Annotated in this window: 16 protein-coding genes, 1 rRNA gene and 1 pseudogene; 16 read left to right on the forward strand and 2 right to left on the reverse strand. The window is 59.8% G+C overall.

Annotated features, from left to right (window positions below):
- Positions 1-4: 4 nt before the first annotated feature.
- Positions 5-121, forward strand: a 5S ribosomal RNA gene (rrf, locus tag NQ014_RS01995).
- 124 nt (positions 122-245) lie between these two features.
- Here the strand turns inward: rrf and NQ014_RS02000 are convergent.
- Complete coding sequence (locus NQ014_RS02000) at positions 246-1,127, reverse strand: tyrosine-protein phosphatase (RefSeq protein ID WP_257073373.1); 882 nt, start codon at positions 1,125-1,127, stop codon at positions 246-248.
- A gap of 471 nt (positions 1,128-1,598) precedes the next feature.
- On the opposite strand from NQ014_RS02000, the gene NQ014_RS02005 reads away from it, so the two are divergent.
- The 15 genes and pseudogenes from NQ014_RS02005 to NQ014_RS02075 form a co-directional block, all read left to right on the forward strand.
- Entirely contained in the window at positions 1,599-2,606 is a 1,008-nt protein-coding gene (locus tag NQ014_RS02005; protein WP_257073375.1) for an ABC transporter substrate-binding protein, read from the forward strand.
- Between the two features lie 39 nt (positions 2,607-2,645).
- The gene (locus NQ014_RS02010) at positions 2,646-3,593 is read left to right on the forward strand and encodes an ABC transporter permease (RefSeq protein WP_257073376.1); all 948 of its coding nucleotides are present in this window, start codon (positions 2,646-2,648) and stop codon (positions 3,591-3,593) included.
- On the forward strand, positions 3,586-4,629 hold the full coding sequence (locus NQ014_RS02015; protein WP_257073377.1) for an iron chelate uptake ABC transporter family permease subunit: 1,044 nt from the start codon (positions 3,586-3,588) through the stop codon (positions 4,627-4,629). Before NQ014_RS02010 ends, NQ014_RS02015 begins: the two co-directional genes overlap by 8 nt.
- Positions 4,626-5,384 carry an ABC transporter ATP-binding protein gene (locus tag NQ014_RS02020; protein ID WP_257073379.1) on the forward strand — a complete coding sequence of 253 codons (759 nt, stop codon included), beginning with the start codon at positions 4,626-4,628 and terminating at the stop codon, positions 5,382-5,384. The genes NQ014_RS02015 and NQ014_RS02020 overlap by 4 nt, the downstream gene beginning before the upstream one ends.
- A 44-nt stretch (positions 5,385-5,428) precedes the next feature.
- Entirely contained in the window at positions 5,429-6,322 is an 894-nt protein-coding gene (locus NQ014_RS02025) for an RNase H family protein (protein ID WP_257073381.1), read from the forward strand.
- A 112-nt stretch (positions 6,323-6,434) separates the two neighbouring features.
- Positions 6,435-7,667, forward strand: a complete 1,233-nt coding sequence (locus NQ014_RS02030; protein WP_257073383.1) for a tetratricopeptide repeat protein — start codon at positions 6,435-6,437, stop codon at positions 7,665-7,667.
- A gap of 118 nt (positions 7,668-7,785) precedes the next feature.
- On the forward strand, positions 7,786-8,826 hold the full coding sequence (locus NQ014_RS02035) for an HAD-IIA family hydrolase (RefSeq protein WP_257073386.1): 1,041 nt from the start codon (positions 7,786-7,788) through the stop codon (positions 8,824-8,826).
- A 6-nt stretch (positions 8,827-8,832) separates the two neighbouring features.
- Positions 8,833-9,084, forward strand: coding sequence for a hypothetical protein (locus tag NQ014_RS02040; protein ID WP_042388740.1), 252 nt, complete (start codon positions 8,833-8,835; stop codon positions 9,082-9,084).
- A gap of 5 nt (positions 9,085-9,089) precedes the next feature.
- On the forward strand, positions 9,090-9,929 hold the full coding sequence (locus NQ014_RS02045) for a TlyA family RNA methyltransferase (RefSeq protein ID WP_070601574.1): 840 nt from the start codon (positions 9,090-9,092) through the stop codon (positions 9,927-9,929).
- The gene (locus tag NQ014_RS02050) at positions 9,922-10,908 is read left to right on the forward strand and encodes an NAD kinase (RefSeq protein WP_257073388.1); all 987 of its coding nucleotides are present in this window, start codon (positions 9,922-9,924) and stop codon (positions 10,906-10,908) included. Before NQ014_RS02045 ends, NQ014_RS02050 begins: the two co-directional genes overlap by 8 nt.
- Positions 10,909-10,966: 58 nt before the next feature.
- Positions 10,967-12,706, forward strand: a complete 1,740-nt coding sequence (recN, locus tag NQ014_RS02055; protein ID WP_257073391.1) for a DNA repair protein RecN — start codon at positions 10,967-10,969, stop codon at positions 12,704-12,706.
- 25 nt (positions 12,707-12,731) lie between these two features.
- A complete protein-coding gene (steA, locus tag NQ014_RS02060; protein WP_257073393.1) occupies positions 12,732-13,916 on the forward strand; it encodes a putative cytokinetic ring protein SteA in 1,185 nt (394 codons plus the stop codon).
- 89 nt (positions 13,917-14,005) lie between these two features.
- Positions 14,006-14,914, forward strand: a complete 909-nt coding sequence (locus NQ014_RS02065) for a copper transporter (protein ID WP_257073395.1) — start codon at positions 14,006-14,008, stop codon at positions 14,912-14,914.
- 10 nt (positions 14,915-14,924) lie between these two features.
- Entirely contained in the window at positions 14,925-15,122 is a 198-nt protein-coding gene (locus tag NQ014_RS02070) for a hypothetical protein (protein ID WP_256890782.1), read from the forward strand.
- A 126-nt stretch (positions 15,123-15,248) separates the two neighbouring features.
- Positions 15,249-15,971: pseudogene (locus NQ014_RS02075) on the forward strand (DEAD/DEAH box helicase family protein); the annotation flags it as partial.
- Between the two features lie 69 nt (positions 15,972-16,040).
- Here NQ014_RS02075 and NQ014_RS02080 read toward each other — a convergent pair.
- On the reverse strand, positions 16,041-17,252 hold the full coding sequence (locus tag NQ014_RS02080; protein WP_011273191.1) for an IS110 family transposase: 1,212 nt from the start codon (positions 17,250-17,252) through the stop codon (positions 16,041-16,043).
- Positions 17,253-17,407 lie beyond the last annotated feature (155 nt).

The raw sequence follows: 17,407 nt of genomic DNA on the forward strand, positions 1-17,407 counted from the left end.
TTTTGTCGGTGGTGTTAGCGGTGGGGTCACGCCCGGTCCCATTCCGAACCCGGAAGCTAAGTCCACCAGCGCCGATGGTACTGCACTCGGGAGGGTGTGGGAGAGTAGGTCGCCGCCGGCATAAATAATTGTTTTGTTGGTGGGTCGTGGTTGCCTTGCCCCCTTGTGTGGGGCGGGGGCTGCTGCGGCCCACTTTTGTTTTACCCACAAGTAAACGGAATTCAATTATTGGTTAAGGCGTGGTGCTATACCAAGTACTTCTGGCGCAATTGGTTGATGTCGGCGTCGGAAAGCCCGATGCCGTCTCGTACAAAGTTGTCGAAAGTACCGTAGTTCTCTTCGATAGCGTCCCACGACATCTTGAGCCACTCTTTGTCTACCGAGTCTTCGCGATTGAGGTAGGTGTTGCTGGCAAGGAAGTCCTGCTCGATTACTTCGTAACTAACTCCTAGGATAGCCAAGAAGAACGCGGCACCGAGGCCGGTTCGATCTTTGCCCGCACTGCAGTGGAATACAACGGCACCGTCTTCGTAAGCGAGGGCTTGGAGGAGATCTTTCCAAGCGGTTCGCGGTGCTTCTCCGGTAATCATCAACTCATAGCCGAGCAGTTGGCCGAAGTACTTCACTTCATCGTCGAAAATCTCTGCATCGTGCGCTTTGATGCTTTCTCCCGCCGCTTCGTAGAACTCCGGTCCATGGCCGTAAAGCTGCTCGCCAGTTGTTGCGACAGGACTTTTCACGAAGCCCAAGCCATTGCGAACATCGATGATGTCCGCTACTTGGTAAGTCACGCTGTCGGGCAATATGTCTGGGGCTTCGTTGCGCTCTTTAATGTTTCGCAAATCGACGACGCGTGTCACACCTGCCTGCGTCATCCGGGCAAGGTCTTCGTCACTAGGTTCTCGTAAGGCGTTTGACCTGTATCCCAGGCCGCGGTGGATGTGGCGACCGTCCTCGGTCATGATTGGGTTGGCGCTACTGCCCGCTACATCGCGGAAGTTACTGAGCGAGGAAAGGGAGCCGGACTCGATCGGAGCTGGAGATTTGGTTGGTGCCGTGGCGGTTGTAGCCTGACCGTTGATCTGTGTCTCGGTCGCACTAATCCCTGTTGTGACTGCATTAAACAAGGAGGCGTCAGGGCTAGCCGATGCGGGCGATGGGGAAATAGTGCCGAGTGGTAGAAGAAGGGCCGCGGTTAGGGCAGCGGCTTTAGCGCGATAGTTCGCGCGGCTCAGGTTAGTTGTATTCACGGGTATTGAGGTTAGTGTGCCTCAGGTTTTCGGCAACTTATAAGAAAAGCTCTTTCGCGCATGGACATGCCCGCACAACAGGCCGGGTTGAAACGCGGTAAGAACGTAGCGGGGGTACCTGACTGTATTACCCAGAAAAGGCTCTTCTACCAGCGTAAATTAGCCAACGCTAATCACCATCTGAAGCATGACCTAAATGCTTCGCAATTTCATAACGTATTTACTTGTTAAATAGGGAATCCTAAGCTAAGGTTGCGCAGGTAATGATTACCTAAGTAAGTGATTGGGTAATGGCGTCTAAGTGACGTTTGCTCAACAATCCTACTGTGACCGAAGGGATGCCTTTCAGTGGCGCGTTCAAACTCCGGCCGTATTCGCAATATCGTAGCCGCATCTGTTGCCAGCCTTGGACTTGTTCTTGGCGCATGTTCTGCCGATGCCGACAACGAGGATAAGTCTGCAGCTGCAGGTAACGAGGCAACTGTTACCGTTACCGACAATCACGGTGAGCAGACCGTGCCGGCCGAAATTGACACTGTTGTGGCCACGGACAACCGTTCCTTCGAGATGCTCGATCAGTGGGGCATTAAGCTGGCTGCGGCTCCGAAGGCGATTATCCCGTTTACGGTTTCCGACTACAAGGACAATCCTGACGTTCAGGACATCGGTAATCACCGCGAGCCGAACCTCGAGATTGTTGCAGCCGCCGACCCGGACCTGATTGTCACCGGTCAGCGTTTCGACAAGTACTACGACGACCTGAAGAAGCTCGCTCCAAACTCCGCAATCGTGGACTTCGAGCCGCGCGAGGGCAAGCCGCTGGATGAGGAGCTCAAGCGCCACACCAAGGGCATGGGCACCGTCTTCGGTAAGGAGAAGGAAGCCGACCAGCTTATCGCGGACTTCGATAAGGCTCTGGAGCGCGCTCGCAAGGCTTACAACCCGGACGTGAAGGTTATGGCGCTGAACTCGTCGGGCGGCACGCTCGGTTACATTGCCCCCACTGTTGGTCGTACCTTCGGCCCGCTGTTTGATCTGATTGGCATGAAGTCGGCACTGGAGGTCGACAAGGCCAGCGATGATCACCAGGGTGATGAGATTTCCGCCGAGTCCATCGCTAAGGCGAACCCGGACTTCATCATGGTTCTCGACCGCGATGCTGGCACCTCGGTGCGCGGTACCGATGAGTACCGTTCGGCACAGTCTGTGGTCGAGGAAGCTGCTCCGCTGAAGAACGTGACGGCCGTCAAGGAGGGCAAGATCTACTACGCCCCAGAGGACACTTACACCAACGAGTCCATCATCACGTACACGGAGATTCTGAACGAGCTTGCCGACGCCTTTGAGCAGGCCTAATAGTTCTCTGACCAGTCAAAGGAGTACCTCACCAACTCTATGCAGAAGTTACTGGAACCCCGATTAGCCATTGGGATTGCCGTTGTGGCAGTCCTGGTGGCTATGTCGCTGTTTGTAGGCCAATACGACATCCTGGGCGCCGACGACGGCTGGGAGATGTTCGCCACTACGCGTATTCCGCGCACCATTGCACTAGTGCTCTCGGGTGCCGCGATGGCGATGTGTGGCTTGGTCATGCAGCTACTTACGCGCAACAAGTTCGTCGAACCCACCACCACGGGAACCACGGAATGGGCTGGTCTCGGCCTGATTTTCGTAATGTATTTCTTTCCTTCGGCCTCGATGCTTGGACGGATGGGCGGGGCAATCATCTTCGCCTTCATCGGCACGGCAGTGTTCTTCCTGTTCTTGCGCCGTGTCGCTTTGAAGTCAAGTTTGGTTGTGCCCATCGTGGGCATCATGTTGGGTGCGGTAGTCAGTTCGATTTCGACTTTCTTTGCGTTGCAGACAGACATGCTGCAATCGCTAGGCGTGTGGTTCGCAGGCTCTTTCACTGCCATTTATAAAGGTCAGTACGAATTCCTGTGGCTGGTCGTCATTGTGGTTGCGATCGTTTTCGTATTTAGTGATCGGTTAACGGTTGCGGGGCTTGGTGAGGATATCGCCACCAACGTCGGTCTGAACTACAAGCGAATCGTGTTCCTCGGAACGGGGCTGATTGCAATCGCAACAGGTTTGGTTACCGTCGTGGTGGGCAACCTGCCTTTCCTGGGGCTCATCGTCCCGAATATCGTCTCCATGTTCCGTGGCGATGATCTGCGCTCCAACCTGCCGTGGGTGTGCCTGGTAGGAATTGGCACCGTGACGATTGCGGATCTGATTGGCCGCGTCATTATTGCCCCGTTCGAGATTCCGGTATCGGTGATTCTCGGCATCCTGGGAGCTGCCATTTTCGTCTATCTGATTGTGGAGCGGCGTCGTGCTTAATCTCAGTTCAAATCACACGGTGGCCAACCAGGCTGGACCGCAAACGACGTCGTTTAGCACGGGTGCCGCGGCGCGCAGGTACTGGATCGTCATTGCTGTGCTGGCGGGCTTGGCGGCGTTGTTTACGGCGGGCCTGCTTGCGTGGGACAACCCGTTGCCGTTCGGTACGGATGGTTTTTGGCTGATTGCGCGCCGGCGTCTTGATGCCGTAATTGCCATGATCGTGGTTGCCTGCTGCCATGCCGTCGCGACGGTGGCGTTCCAGTCGATTGCGAATAATCGAATTATTACGCCGTCGATTATGGGGTTTGAAGCGCTGTACGTGGCTATCAGTACTGCTGCGGTGTACTTCTTCGGGGCGACGGGTCTGATGAACGCCGGCTCGGTTGGGGCGTTTGTGCTGCAGCTCGTGCTGATGGTGGGGCTGTCGCTTGTGCTGTACGCGTGGCTGCTGACTGGGCAGGGCGCGGATATGCACAGCATGCTGCTGGTGGGCATTGTTATCGGTGGCGGGCTGGGCTCGTTATCGACATTTATGCAGCGTATGCTGACGCCCTCGGACTTTGATCTGCTGACGGCTCGGTTGTTCGGTTCTGTCAACAACGCTGATCCGGAGTTTTTCCCGGTGGCGATTCCGCTAGTGATAGTGGCAGTCGTGGTGATTGCGCTGCATTCGCGGGCCCTCAATGTCATGTCGCTGGGACGTGAAGTCGCGACGAATCTGGGCGTGAATTACCAGGTTCGGTCCATCACTGTGCTGGTCGCGGTGTCGGTGCTGATGGCAGTGTCGACGGCGATGGTTGGCCCGATGACATTCCTCGGCTTCCTGGTCGCGACCATTGCGTACCAGGCTGCTGATACCTATGACCACCGCTTTGTGCTGCCGATGGCGGGGCTGATCGGCTACGTCACGTTGGCCGGCGCGTATTTCATTCTCAATCACGTTTTCTACGCTCAGGGCGTGGTGTCCATCATTATCGAGCTGGTTGGCGGTTCGATCTTCCTCTACGTCGTTTTGAAGAAGGGACGGCTATGATTCTCCTCGACAGTGTAAGCAAGAGCTATACCAGCGAGGTGTCAATTGGCCCCGTTGACCTGGAAATTCCGACCAACTCCATCACGGCGCTGATTGGTCCGAACGGTGCGGGCAAGTCCACTCTCTTGACTATGATCGGCCGCCTCCTGGCCGTGGACTCCGGCGACATCAACGTCGGCCCGTACAATGTGGGCAAGACTAAGTCGAAGGACCTGGCCAAGGTGCTGTCGATTTTGCGCCAGGACAACCACTTCGTCACTCGCCTAACCGTGCGCCAGCTCGTCAGCTTCGGCCGCTTCCCGTACAGCCAGGGGCGACTGACCGCCGAGGATGAGCGCATCATCTCCCAGTACATCGAGTTCCTCAATCTCGAGGCGCTCCAGGGTCGCTACCTCGACGAGCTTTCCGGTGGTCAGCGTCAGCGCGCGTATGTTGCAATGGTTCTCTGTCAGGAGACGGATTACGTGCTTCTCGACGAGCCGTTGAACAACCTGGATATTTCTCATTCGGTCGACATCATGTCGTACCTGCGCACTGCAGTGCGCGAGTTGGGGCGCACCATGGTGGTGGTGTTGCACGACATCAATTTCGCGGCTCGCTACGCCGATTACATCTGTGCGGTCAAGGACGGCCAGATTGTTGAGCACGGCCCAACCTCGCAGCTGATGCGTTCGGAGGTTCTGAGTCCAATCTTCAATACCCAGATTGACATCGTCGAGGGCCCGCATGGCCCGGTCGCCTGCTACGGCTCTTAAGGCAATTCCTGGCCTGCCCCACGCAGCCGATACAATCTAGCCTCATGACTATTACTGCTGCCGTTGACGGTTCCGCCCTGCACAATCCCGGACCTGCCGGGTGGTGCTGGTATATCGACGACAGCTGCTGGGCCGCCGGCGGATGGAAAGAGGGAACCAATAACCGCGGGGAGCTCACTGCGCTTGCTGAGCTGCTCCGCGCCACAGCTCACATCCCCGATGAGCCGCTTTTCGTACTGTGCGATTCGCAGTACGTGATTAACTCCGTCACCAAGTGGATGCCGGGGTGGAAGCGCAAGGGGTGGAAGAAGCGCGACGGCAAGCCCGTCCTCAACGTCGATATTTTGCAGGACATCGACCAGCTCCTCGTCGGCCGCAATATCCACCTTGAGTGGGTTAAGGGACATTCCGGCCACGACATGAACGAGGCCGCTGATCAGCGCGCCCGCGCCGCCGCCACTGCGTATCAGAAGGGCACCGCCGTGCCGGAGGGGCCAGGTTTCGCTGGTGCGGGTAGTCGCACGCAGACGAATGTGGCGCCGACAAAAACCACGTCCGCGCCTAGTTCCGAGCCCAAGGCGCCCAAGGCCGCAACCTTGGAGCAGGAAGGCCTCTTTGACCTCGCAGTCGACGCCACCGTGACACCCGAGGATGCCGCTAAGGAAGCGCTCACCGTTTTCCGCCGCGCCGCACATCGAGCTGAGCAGGGAAATGCCCGCGCACTCAAGGCATTGCTTAACGACGCCCTGGGCGCCAACCTCGCCGTGCCAGACGGACTTTCGGATGCTGAGCATGAGCTCCGCGTAGAGGGAACCACCGCTACCGCGCAGTTCACCACCGACGACTGGGTTGGCCTGGCTGTCTGGGATTTGTCCCAGGCAGTGGGGAAGGCCACAGGTTCCGCGCGTTTGCTGGGCTGGAATGTGGGTAGGTCTTAGCAGTAGTATGAAAGTTTGGTCTTTTAGGTAGACCACCAGGCAATCCGGGGTTACTGGTAGCCTGAAAACACATAAATTCTTTTACTCATTACATATAAGGAGCTCCGACTTCATGGCTGAGCACGAAGGTCCTCGTTCCGGCGAAGGCCGAGGAAATCGCGGAAACCGCGGGTCTAACCGTTCCCATGGTCGTGGCGAGGGCGGCTTTAACGGGCGCAACCGCAACGATCGTCGTGGACAGGGCGGTGGCCCAGGTGGTCGTGGCCGTGGTGGTCACGGTGGTCATGGCGGTAACCGCGATTCCCGTGGTTCGCGGGGCTTCCGTCGTGATGATCGCGACGATCGTGACTTTAACCGCGGCGACCGCAATGAGCGAGGTGGTCGTGGTGGTCGTGGTTACAACCGCAACAATCGTGATGATCGTAATGAGCGTTTTAACCGCGATGACCGTGGTGGTCGCGGTGGACGTGGGTTCGACCGGGATGATCGTAACGACCGGGGCGACCGCAATGATCGTCGCGGTCCGGGCGGACGCGGTGGCCAGGGAGGCCGCAACTTCGACCGTCGTGGTGGCAAGCCACGTCGCTCTAACCGTGGTGGCCGCTTCCAGGATGAGAAGCGTACGCACCGCACCGGCCCGCAGCGCCCAGGTTTCCGCGAGGAGCGCATTGAGGCCCGCAAGAACGAGCCGAAGCTGCCTGATGACATTCGTGCAGACGAGCTCGACCCGAGCGTGCGTCAGGATCTGAAGAGCCTGGCTAAGGACAACGCCGACAAGGTCGCTCGGCACATGATTATGGCCGCAGTCCTGATGGCTGAAGACCCGCAGCGTGCCCTGGAGCATGCCCGCGCAGCGAAGGACCGCGCAGGTCGCGTCGGTGTCGTTCGTGAGACAGCTGGTGTCGCCGCTTACCACGCAGGTGAGTGGAAGGAAGCCCTGGCTGAGTTGCGTGCTGCTCGTCGCATCTCTGGTGGCCCGGGCATGATCGCGGTGATGGCGGACTGTGAGCGCGGCCTCGGCCGTCCAGAGAAGGCCATCGAGCTGGCTCGCTCCGAGGAGGCCAAGCAGCTGGATAACGAGTCCAAGACTGAGCTGGCTATCGTCGCCGCCGGTGCTCGCCGCGATATGGGCCAGATTGATGAGGCTCTGGTTGAGCTGGAGACCCAGGATCTGAACCCGGACCGTGAGGATTTCGAAGCAGCTCGTCTGTTCTACGCCTACGCTGATGCGCTGGTGGAGGCCGGCCGTAAAGACGATGCCAAGGTGTGGTTTACCCGCTGCGCCAAGATTGATGTCGACGAGATGCTCGATGCTCGCGAGCGCATCGAAGAGCTGAACAAGTAATCAGCCACCGCCCGGCCCACAAAACCAGCTATCGCCAACGCACCGCTGACGCAATCCGGCTGCGCATCTACAATTCGTCGTAAAGCGTTCCTATTTCGTAAAAGGAGAAATGCACCTCATGGCTTCTGTCGCTTCTTCCTATGATGCCGCTCTGCTGGATCTGGATGGCACGATTTACGAAGGTGGCGCGGCGATTCCGAACGCGTTGGAGGGGCTGACCGAGGCAGCGCTGCCGATGGTGTTCATTACGAACAACGCCTCGCGCGCGCCGCAGACGGTGGCGGATCAGCTCAACGGGCTGGGCTATGACGTTCACGCGGACGATGTGATGACGTCGGCGCAGGCGGCCATTGAGATGGCGGCGGAGGTCATTGAGCCGGGCTCGAACGTTTTTGTGTTGGGTGCGGAGTCGTTTAAGCAGTTGGCCCGTGAGGCGGGGTACAACCTCGTGGATTCCGCTGATGACAACCCTGCGGCGGTGTTCCAGGGGCTCAACCGTGAGATGACGTGGAAGCAGATGTCGGAGGCGGCGCTGGCGGTGTCGCGAGGTGCGCGTTACCTGGTGTCGAATTTGGATACGACGCTGCCGTCGGAGCGCGGTTTCCTGGTCGGCAATGGTTCGGTTGCTGCCGCGATTTCGACAACGACGGGCGTGGCGCCGCTGTCGGCGGGTAAGCCGAAGCCGCCGATGTTCATTAAGGCGGCGGAGCGTGTGGGCGCGAAGAATCCGCTGGCGATTGGGGACCGTCTGGATACCGACATCGCGGGTGGAAACGCTGCGAAGATGGACACGTTTATGGTGGTCACGGGTGTTTCCACGCATATGGATGTCATCGCAGCGCCGCCCGAGCACCGTCCGACGCTCATCGGTGCTGACATGACGGCGCTGAATTGTGAGCTGGATCAGGCACGTCCGGCTCCGCAGGCTGGTTTCACCGCGCGTTACGACGGCGCGGAGGCCGGTGTCATCGTTCTTTCTGGCGGTGACTCGGAAGATCCTCGGTTGGCGAACCCGGCGGAGGCCGCGGTGGCGGCTCTGCTGACGGTCGTGGATGTGGTGTGGAACTCTGAGGCTGGTCGTGCTGGCGCGGTCGAGGTCGCGCAGGTCTGCGCAGAGGGCCCTGCTGCTGCGGCGGCGCTTGCTGCCTGGCGGAAGTGATAGCCGATGAGTGAGGTCGCACCGAAGCCAGGGCAGGGGCAGGAGTCTGGTCCCGTGCCGGGGCCGAAACCCGGCCCTGTACCTAGCCCGGCGGCAATGCCCGGTGCGCGCGAGGTAACTCCGGAGGCCGTCCGGGAGCAGGTTGCGGCTGCACTATCCGCACCTGCGCCGACTCCGCAGGAGAGGGTCGCGCAGTTCGAGCGGGCGCATGAGATTTTGTATGAGGCCCTGGGCTCGTCACGCAGGGAAGGAAAGTGAACGCGGTGGCAAAGAAAGCTCCTAAGCGCAGGCTCGACGCGGAGCTGGTGCGAAGGAAGATTGCTCGCTCCCGTGAGGCAGCAGTAGACATGATTAAGGCCGGCCGAGTGGAGGTCGGTGGCTTCGTTGCCTCCAAGCCCGCGACTGCGGTGACAGGGGACGTGTCCATTCGCGTCAGTGGCCTGGAAGAAGACGAGAACTGGGCTTCGCGCGGCGCGCACAAGCTGCTCGGGGCGCTGGAAGCTTTTGAGCCGCAGGGCCTGGACTTGAAGGGCCGAAAGGTGCTGGATGCCGGTGCCTCCACGGGAGGTTTTACCGATGTGTGTCTGCGCCGCGATGTCGACACCGTCTACGCCGTCGATGTCGGCTACGGTCAGCTGATTTGGCGCTTGCAGGATGATCCGCGGGTGGTTGTGCTCGACCGGACTAATGTCCGCACGCTGACCCCCGAGATTCTCGGTGGCACAGCTGATGTCATGGTCGGCGACCTGTCCTTTATTTCTTTGAAGCTGGTGCTGCCAGCGATTGTCTCCTGCCTCGATGAGGGCGCTGACCTGCTGCCGATGGTCAAGCCGCAGTTCGAGGTGGGTAAGGAGCGCCTTGGCTCCGGAGGTGTCGTGCGCAGCGATGCGCTGCGTCAGGAAGTTGTCCAGGAAGTCGCTGAGTACGCCCGCACTCTGGGACTGTCCTTCCGCGCGGCTGTGGCCAGCCCACTGCCGGGCCCGAGCGGCAACGTGGAGTTTTTCCTGTGGCTGGTGAAAGACGGCGGCGCCAGCGATATTGGTGATGAGGCTATGGCTGCGGCCATCGCTAAGGCCGTTGAGGAGGGGCCGCACAATGACTAGCTCACGGACCGGCTCACCGACCAGCGCGAAGACTCACTCACGGGAAAGCAAGCCCAAGACCAGCGCCGGCAAGCGCGAGATCCTGCTGGTCCCGCACACTGGCCGCAGCGCCAACCTGGAAATGGCCGCCGAGGCTGCCGAGCTGCTTGAGGCCGCGGGTATCGATATCCGCGTGCTGGCCGGTAAAAACCCGGAGGCGCTGGCCGCGCACCCAATGCTCGGTAAGTACCCGCGCTACTGGCACTCCCCGCAGGCGGCGTCGGGATGCGAACTCGTCCTCGTCCTCGGCGGCGACGGCACCTTCCTGCGCGCCGCTGACATCGCACACTCCGCTGATTTGCCGGTGCTCGGTATCAACATGGGCCACGTGGGCTTCCTCGCCGAGTGGGAGCAGGAGTCCATGACGGAGGCGATCAGCCGCGTTATCAAGCGTTCCTGGCGTATCGAAGATCGCATGACCATCCGCGCCACCGTCCGTGACACCACCGGCCGCGTGATCGGCTCCGGCTGGGCGCTGAACGAAGTCAGCATCGAAAACGTCAACCGACGTGGTGTGCTGGACGTCATCTTGGAAGTCGATGGCCGCCCGGTGAGTTCCTACGGCTGCGATGGCGTGCTGATTTCCACGCCGACCGGCTCCACCGCGTACGCCTTTTCCGCAGGCGGTCCAGTGCTCTGGCCGGAGCTCGACGCGATGCTGGTCGTGCCCAATAATGCCCACGCGCTGTTCTCCCGCCCGCTGGTGATCTCCCCGCACTCGACCATCGCGATTGAGACCAACCACGACACCGCGGAGGCTGTCGCGGTGCTCGATGGCTTCCGTCCGATTACTATGCCCGCAGGTAGTCGCATTGAAATTGAGCGCGGCGCGCAACCGGTGCGCTGGGTGCGCCTTGACGATCAGCCGTTCGCCGATCGTCTGGTGCACAAGTTCCGCTTGCCGACGTCCGGGTGGCGCGGCCCCGCCGAAGCCCAATAGCCTTTTACCCACGGCAGACAAGACCCCAACTTCAAGGGAAGGACTGATTGCAGGCGCCATGCTGACTGAGATTTCCATCCGCGACCTCGGCGTTATCCCCGACGCGACGCTTGAATTCAGCCCAGGCCTGACCGTTCTCACAGGTGAAACCGGTGCGGGTAAAACCATGGTGGTCACCAGCCTCAAGTTGCTCTGTGGCGCGCGTGCCGACGCCGGCCGCGTGCGCACCGGCGCCGACAAGGCTCTGGTGGAAGGCCGCGTTTCCACCGAACACCTCTCGGAGGAAGAGTCAACCACCATCGATGCTGTGGTCGCCGAGCTCGGCGGCGAGCGCGATGAAAATGATGAGTACCTGCTTGCTCGTCAGGTCTCCGCGAAAGGCCGCTCCCGTGCGTGGGTTGGCGGCCGCAGTGCGTCGGCTGCGGCGCTGGCGGATGTCTCCACACGCCTGATTGCAATTCATGGCCAAAATGATCAGCTGCGCCTGCAAAGCGCCGATGAGCAGCGTGCGGCCATCGACCGCATGGATGCCGACACCATCGCGCCAACCCTAGAAACTTATCGCCAGCAGCGCTCACACTGGCGCACCCTGGTCAAAGAACTGGAAGAGAAGACCTCTAAGCGCCGCGAGCTGGCCATGCGTGCCGATCAGCTCAGCTTCGCCATCGAAGAAATCGACGCGGTCTCACCCGAGCCGGACGAAGACCAGGACCTGGCCTCGCAGATCCGCCGCATGCAGGACCTGGACGGTCTGCGCGACGCTGCAGCCGTGGCGCTTGCCGCCATCGACGGTGCGGCCGCCGTGGGCACGACCGGCATGGATGCTGCCACCGAGGACGCTGGAGCCGCCGAACTCCTCGGCGCTGCCGCAAACGAGCTCGCCGCCGCAGACGATGAGGAGCTCACCGAGTTTTCCAACCAGCTCAATGAGCTGACCAGCCAGCTCTCCGAGATTTCCGCAGGCCTCGGTGCGTTTCTCTCCGGCCTGCCGGAGGAAACCGAGTCCCTGGACAAGCTCATGCAGCGCCAGGTGGAGATCAAGAACCTCACCCGCAAGTACGCCCCGGATATCGCAGGTGTCCTGGCCTGGCGGGATAAGGCTGAACGCAAGCTTGCCACGCTGGATGTTTCCGGCGAAGCCCTGGACAAGCTCACCGCGGAGATCAAGACCGCGGAGAAGAAGCTTGGCACCACCGCGCGGAAGCTCTCCAAGGTCCGTGCAAAGGCCGCGAAGCACCTGGAACAGGCCGTGACCAAGGAACTCAAGGGCCTGGCCATGCCACACACCTCGCTGGTGGTGGAGATCACCAAGGCCGACACCTTTGGCCCCGCTGGCGTGGACAACATCGAGTTCAAGCTCCGTGCCCACGAAGGTGCCGAGCCGCGCCCGCTGGCCTCATCCGCATCCGGCGGTGAGCTTTCCCGCATCATGCTGGCATTGGAAGTTGTCCTCGCCGAAGGACAGGCCGGGCACACGATGGTTTTCGATGAGGTCGATGCCGGTGTTGGTGGGCGCGCGGCTGTGGAAATTGGCAAGCGCCTGAAGCAGTTGGCGGTGAATAACCAGGTGATCGTCGTCACGCACTTGCCTCAGGTGGCGGCGTTTGCGGATACCCACTTGGTGGTCAGTAAGGATGCGCGCTCGGGTGCGGTGTCGTCGAAGGTGACGAGCCTGGGGGATGAGGAGCGGATTGACGAGCTCGCGCGGATGATGGCGGGCTTGGATGATTCGGACTCCGGACGTGCGCACGCGCAAGATCTTCTGGACCAAGCTCGGCGCGCCTTCGCGGCCAAGTAGCTGCACTTATGTTTCACTAAGTGCCATGAGTCTGTTCTCTCGGAACGAAAAAGATCTTCCTGGCATTTCGGGGACTGTGCGGGATGGTTCCCGCCTGGACCGTGCGCTGAAGCGCATGGGCGAAGGCGACATCGTGGTGATCGATGCGCCTGATATCTCGCGTTCACTGGCACAGCAGTTGATTGATGCCAAGGTCGCCGCAGTGGTGAACACTGGCGCGTTCACCACGGGTTTTGTGCCGAATTACGGCCCGCAGATGATGCGCGACGCCGACATTGCGATGGTGCAGAACGTCGGCGACAAGGTCTTTGAGAAGCTCAAGGACGGCAAGAACGGCAGGCTTGACGACGGCAAGCTCTACCACGGTGACCGCCTGATTGGGCAGGGCGACGCAGTCGACCAGGATGAGCTCGAGCGCGCCTTCGACGAGGGCCGCACCAGCATGGTCGACCGTCTGGAGGCGCTCTCCGGCAACTTGGTGGAGTTCGCCAAGACCGAGTCCCCGCTGTACATCGATGGCCTGGGCATTCCGGACGAGACAGAGCCACTGCGTGGCCGCAAGGTCGTTGTGGTCAGCCCTGGTGAGGGACACCGCAAGACGCTGGAAGACTTAAAGAACTTCATCCGCGAGTACGAGCCGCTGCTCATCGGCGTCGACACCGGTGCCGACACGCTCTTCGACCTGAAGTACCAGCCGGACTACATCATCGGTGATCCGGAGAACATCAACTCTGAGGCGCTGCGGTCTGCCGGTTGCGTGATTCTTCCTGCCGACCCGGACGGTCACGCGGTAGGCCTTGAGCGCATTCAGGACCTCGGCATTGGCGCCATGACGTTCCCGGCGCTGTCCGATTCCGCCACTGACCTGGCGCTGGTGTTCGCCGCGCATCACGACGCCGACATGGTCGTCTCCGTCGGCGCCCCGCAGAACATCGACAGCATCTACCACGCTGAGAACCAGAGCGGCGTGCCGTCGGCGTTGCTGTCGCGTTTGAAGGTCGGGGAAAAGCTTGTCGACGGTCGCATGGTCGCCGACCTCTACCAGGTCAATAGCCGTGGTTTCGGTGTGGCCTGGGCAATCCTGGCTATCTTTGTCGCTGTTGCGGTGATTTTCGCTATTGCTGGTACCTCTGGCGATGGTTCTGTCAGTGAGAATCTGATTGATACCTGGAACTCCATTGCACTGTGGTTCCAGGGGCTGTTTAAGTAGTTTTAGCGGTATTTAGAGCACTATGAGCGCCTAATGTTTTCGGCTGTCAGAGCTGATTGAGGCGTCGGCGAAAGGAAAAGGGACAGGCGATGGCGAAGAAGCGCAGGAGCGGGAAGTTTACAGCCGGTGTGACAGGTGCTGCCCTCGGTGTTGCGGCGGGTGCTGCGCTGGGTGCGTATGTGCTGAACCCCGCTGGTGCTGGCATTGATTTTGGCACCGGTGCCGCCTCTGAGCGCGATGCCGCTGTCGCACGTGCCGATGCACAGCAAGCGCGTGCCGATGAAGCCAATCGCATCATCGAGCCCATCGTCGGGGAGATCGTTAAGGATTCGCTGAAGGACGTGCCCGTCCTGGTTATCGCGACCCCCGATGCCACGGATGAGCAGCTGGCAGGGGTGTCCGAGACCCTGCGTGCTGCTGGTGCCCCGGACGCGGGCGTGCTGAAGCTGACCGATAAGTTCCTCTCTTCCGCTGGCGCGGATGAGCTGAAGGATACTGTCGCTACCTCGCTGCCGGCTGATGTGCAGCTGGACCCGGAGCGTCGTGAGCCGGGCCGCCAGGCTGGCCAGGCGCTGGCTCCGGTGTTGGAGCTGGATAAGGATGGGGGAGAGCGGGCTTCCGCAGCGGACCGAAAGCTCCTGCTGGAGGCTCTGAAGGGCGGCGGTTTTGTCGAGTATGAGGAGGGGACTCTGCGTCCGGCTGCTGGCATTGTGATTGTTGGTAACCACGGCACGGTGTCGCGCGCTGCGATTGATAAGGGCGAGGACCCGGAGTTCGGTGCTGGCCTGGTTGCGGATCTAGCGGTGGCGCTGGCTGAGGGCTTTGGCGCTGGTGATGACGTGGCTGGTCACGTTGTGGTGGGGACTGACGGCTTTAACCGCGAAGGTGTTAGTGCACTGCCGGACGAGCGCTGGGGCGCCGGCCCTGCCGTGAAGCGTGTGGACGCTGTGTCTGACGCCGCGGGGCAGATTGGGGTTGTTGGGGAGTTGAAGAAGTAGGGAATGAACAGTGTCAAGCAAGCGGGAACAATCAATTAAGCGTTTCGAGCGTCGCATGGAGCGACAGGCTACGCGAAAGTCATGGCGCGACGACTACGCCATTATCGGTGAAGATTCCTGGGGTAATGACTTCCTAGGTAACGAAGGCGGAGAGCGTTCCGTCCGCGCAAGCCGCGGTGGCCGAGCGGACGGAAATCGTCGGCGGTAGTAGCTTTAGGTGCTGTTTCTACGGTTTAACACTTACTTTGTGTCCGCAGCAGCAACATGCGAGCACAGCTAGCTGTGCTCGCATGTCGTAGATGGAAACACAGCTTTCCTAGGGCATAATACTTTCATGTCCAAGTTTTCAGAGGTCCTTGAGCAGCTCCGTAATAATCAGCCGAAGGCGAAGTATGGCATCGCTTTCGAGAAGCTCATGGTCAACTATTTCCGCACTGACCCAACTCTGAAAGCGCAGTTTGACGAGATCTATCGATGGTCGGACTGGAAATACAACGGGGGAGCGCCGGATACCGGCATTGACTTGGTCGCACGTCGCATTGACGACGGCACGTGGGTAGCCATCCAGTGCAAGTTCTATATGCCAACGACTCGCTTGGCCAAGGCGGACCTGGACTCATTCTTTGAAGCGTCTGGGCGATCCTTCAACACTGAGTCCGGCCCGGAACACTTCGGCAGCCGTATCGTTATCTCTACAACTGACCACTGGTCCTCGCATGCAGAAGAAGCCCTCGCTAATCAGCTCATTCCCACCAGTCGTATCGGCACGGCAGCAATCGCTGAATCTCCGATTAACTGGGATGTCGCTTTCCCCGGCTCGGAGATCCAAATCAATCTCTCCCAGCGCGAGACTTTTGAACCCCGCCCTCACCAGCAAGAAGCTATCGATAGCGCTATGGCGGGGTTTGCTACTCGCGACCGTGGCAAGCTCATTATGGCCTGCGGTACAGGTAAAACCTTCACTGCTCTTCGTCTCGCCGAGCGGGTAGCTGAGGAAAATGGGGGGGGTGTCCCTATGTTTTTGTCAAGTGCCAGACCGATGTTGACGAGCACAGTCTTGGGAGTAGTTTCTTAGGCGTGCCTAGGAGCCGGCCAGCGTGTGCTGGTCGGCTTCGTCTTTGGGGCTTTATGCGGCGACGGGGCGTGGCGGGATTTCGCGGAAGAACTCCTTGTTTTTCAGCATCGCGTAGATGACATTGCATCGGCGTCGTGCCAGGCAGATGACTGCTGCGTTGTGGCGTTTTCCTTCAGCGCGTTTGCGTTCGTAATACCGCCGTGACGGTTCGTGGCTGCGGATAACTGCGAATGCGGAGTAGAACAAGGCGTTTTTCAGTCGTTTATTGCCTGACCGTGCCGGGAATTCACCTCTGATCGACGAACCGGATCGTCTAGTCACGGGTGCTATTCCAGCATAAGCAGCTAAGTGGCCAGCACTAGCGAAGTCGGAGCCATCACCGATCGCAAGAAGGATCTGCGCTGCGGTCTTGATGCCGACTCCGGGCATACTCATCAAGACCTCACAAAGAGGGAAATCAGCGAGCATCTCTTCAACCTGCTCAGCAATGGTGTTTCGTTGCTCTTTGAGGGCCTGGATGTTTGCAGCCAGTTGAGGAATTACTAACTCGGCGGCATCGCTTCCAGGCACGGTGACTGTTTGAGCTTTCAGCGCTGTAAAAATGTCGTCTACCAGCGGGGTGGGGTCTTTACGTGTGCGCTTGATCATCCAGTTCAACACTCGTTGGTATCCGGCTCTTTTTAGCCCCTGCGGTCCCTTGTAATGGATCAATAATTCCAGGATCGGCGTGCGAGTCAGGGTGCTACCAGCAAAAACTCGTTCCAGGCTGGGGTAGATCTGGGTGAGGACACTGCGAAGCCGATTGACAGTGCGAGTGCAATCGCGGGCGATGTCATCATCGAAGCCGGACAGCATCTTTAGGGCGGAGAGTACCTCATCATTGCGGTCGACGGCACGTAGCGTGTGGGGCATTGTGCGGGCGGTGTCGGCGATGATGAATGCGTCGCGTTTGTCTGTTTTTGCACGTCCCGGATAGAGATCTGCAGCTTTGCGCATCGCAAGACCTGGCAGGTATCCGACTTCGCAACCGCAGTCCCGGGCTACAGCAATCGGTAGTGCGCCGATGGTGTTGGGTTGGTCGACGATCACGAGCACGGTGCCAAGCTTCTGAAGCTGGTGAAAAACGCCTGCTAGTTCGGATTCGAGTTGAGGCAACGGTTTGTCGAAGACCTTGTTGCCATCACGGTCTAAGGCGCAGGCGTGGTGTTCAGATTTGCCGACGTCTAACCCAAGGAATATGTCGATGGAATGCTCCGGAGACATGATGAGCTCCTAGAAAACGAGATGGGTATGGCGTTGTTCCAGTCGCTGGTGTCATGACCTTCGTTGCAAGCACCCACGTTACAAAGAGACCTAGTTTAAAACTGGCCGTGTCCCTATCAGCTGTCATCGAAAGTCCTGGCACCCGGCGGCAACAC

This window comes from Corynebacterium sp. 5QC2CO (assembly GCF_024580435.1).
GTDB classification, from domain to species: Bacteria; Actinomycetota; Actinomycetes; order Mycobacteriales; family Mycobacteriaceae; genus Corynebacterium; species Corynebacterium jeikeium_D.

Coding starts and splice junctions, on each gene's coding strand:
- NQ014_RS02050 (WP_257073388.1), top strand. CDS start 9,922: ATGACTAGCTCACGGACCGGCTCACCGACCAGCGCGAAGACTCACTCA.
- NQ014_RS02040 (WP_042388740.1), top strand. CDS start 8,833: ATGAGTGAGGTCGCACCGAAGCCAGGGCAGGGGCAGGAGTCTGGTCCC.
- NQ014_RS02065 (WP_257073395.1), top strand. CDS start 14,006: ATGGCGAAGAAGCGCAGGAGCGGGAAGTTTACAGCCGGTGTGACAGGT.
- NQ014_RS02035 (WP_257073386.1), top strand. CDS start 7,786: ATGGCTTCTGTCGCTTCTTCCTATGATGCCGCTCTGCTGGATCTGGAT.
- steA (WP_257073393.1), top strand. CDS start 12,732: ATGAGTCTGTTCTCTCGGAACGAAAAAGATCTTCCTGGCATTTCGGGG.
- NQ014_RS02025 (WP_257073381.1), top strand. CDS start 5,429: ATGACTATTACTGCTGCCGTTGACGGTTCCGCCCTGCACAATCCCGGA.
- NQ014_RS02010 (WP_257073376.1), top strand. CDS start 2,646: ATGCAGAAGTTACTGGAACCCCGATTAGCCATTGGGATTGCCGTTGTG.
- NQ014_RS02020 (WP_257073379.1), top strand. CDS start 4,626: ATGATTCTCCTCGACAGTGTAAGCAAGAGCTATACCAGCGAGGTGTCA.
- recN (WP_257073391.1), top strand. CDS start 10,967: ATGCTGACTGAGATTTCCATCCGCGACCTCGGCGTTATCCCCGACGCG.
- NQ014_RS02030 (WP_257073383.1), top strand. CDS start 6,435: ATGGCTGAGCACGAAGGTCCTCGTTCCGGCGAAGGCCGAGGAAATCGC.
- NQ014_RS02080 (WP_011273191.1), bottom strand. CDS start 17,252: ATGTCTCCGGAGCATTCCATCGACATATTCCTTGGGTTAGACGTCGGC.